Annotated in this window: 1 protein-coding gene; it reads right to left on the bottom strand. The window is 30.5% G+C overall.

What is annotated here, in order from left to right:
* Positions 1–434 precede the first annotated feature (434 nt).
* Entirely contained in the window at positions 435–968 is a 534-nt protein-coding gene (locus tag AN619_RS15320) for an RNA polymerase sigma factor (RefSeq protein WP_068558123.1), read from the bottom strand.
* Between the last annotated feature and the right edge of the window lie 509 nt (positions 969–1,477).

Below are 1,477 nucleotides of genomic sequence, written 5' to 3'. Positions count from 1 at the left end.
GTTATCGACTGTCAGTACAAACCTATTTTCTGCTTTCATCTTCTGTGATACAATAGACATGTTCAAGAACCTCCCAACCGTTGATTTTAATGGGGTTTTGTCACTTCTATTATATCACAGAGAGGGGCTTCTTGGACTTTTTTATTGCCCAAAACTATTGATTTTTCAATATTCATCGCACATCAATTTTGTGCGAAAGTTGATTAAAAAAATTTGAATTTAACTATTGACTTTTATTAGCTGGTCTATCATATAGTTATGAATTAGATGTTAAACCTTATTCAAATGATCTTGGAAAACTAGGTAATTGATATTTGCCTCCCATAAAATACAAGTTTTAAGCTATTGTTCATATTTTTCAAAAACTTGATTTAGTGCTGCCTTTTCCTCTAAGAAAGCTATTCTTGATTTTTCCTAATACTACTTGACTTTTATTAGCTGATCTTATCTTTTTCTAGAGCCTTTCTAAGATTTTTTAATCCCCTATTTTTAGCTCTATTTACTGCTTGCCGGGATATCCCTAATAATTTTGCGATTTCTCTATCGGTGAAACTGTGTATAAATTTTTTTATAATAACTTCTCTTTGAAGTTGCGGCAACGTGCTGAGAAGCGTATATACAAAAATTTCGCTATCCAAACTAGGAATGCTGTGATCATAGAGTAGACTATCATTTACCTCTACGGAAGGTTTGAATCCTAATACATGCTTTCTGAATAAATCAACGGATTTATTTTTTAAAAACTTACATATGAAATTAACAACTTGTCCATCAGAGTGGTTTGAAAAAAGATTGAGATCTATATTTCTAATGAATTCTAAAAAAGCTATCGTTAGATCGGTTTCTGCTTCTTCATAATGAAGATTCCTACTGAGTTTTTTTATAGCGGGATGAAACTTAAAAAATAGATTGATAGTAGATTCCTCATTACCACTTTGTGCCTTTTGCAATAGGAAGTATAATTCCATATGTGCGCCCCCATTCAAAAAATAGCTAAAACTTTAACAAATAAAGACGAATTTTAGTATGAATTCGTAAACGGGTGTAATTTGACTTATTTTGTAGAAATTTGCTAATAAGGGCACTAGCTATGTTTTATGGAGAAATTTAAGAAAATTTTTGCTTATAACATTTCAAATGTGATATGTTATACAACCCTTATGGGACAGAATGAAGGCTATTGATCAAACAAAAAATATAGTACTTTTATATAAAGTAGTATTAGTTGCAATATCATGGGATTTAATGAGTAAAGAAGGGATGAGGGAAAATAAAGATCTGGGTAGAGACATTTTGGAGAATTAATTTTATATGTAGTTATAATATCCTAGAATTAGGTTTTAAATAAAAACACCACTTTACAAGTAATGTAGTGATTTAAAAATAATTCCATAAAATAACAAAATCAGACACCTAAATCCTAGGAATACTAATCTTATGACAAACCAACACCCTAGGAGGCGTCTGATATGATTAG

It is taken from the genome of Thermotalea metallivorans, from assembly GCF_001562415.1.
Lineage (GTDB): Bacteria > Bacillota > Clostridia > Peptostreptococcales > Thermotaleaceae > Thermotalea > Thermotalea metallivorans.
Note: the sequence above shows the minus strand (reverse complement) of the source record. Positions and strands in the feature narration are given on the sequence as shown.

Excerpts from the sequence above, each read along its gene's own strand:
- AN619_RS15320 (WP_068558123.1), bottom strand. The coding sequence starts at position 968 with ATGGAATTATACTTCCTATTGCAAAAGGCACAAAGTGGTAATGAGGAA.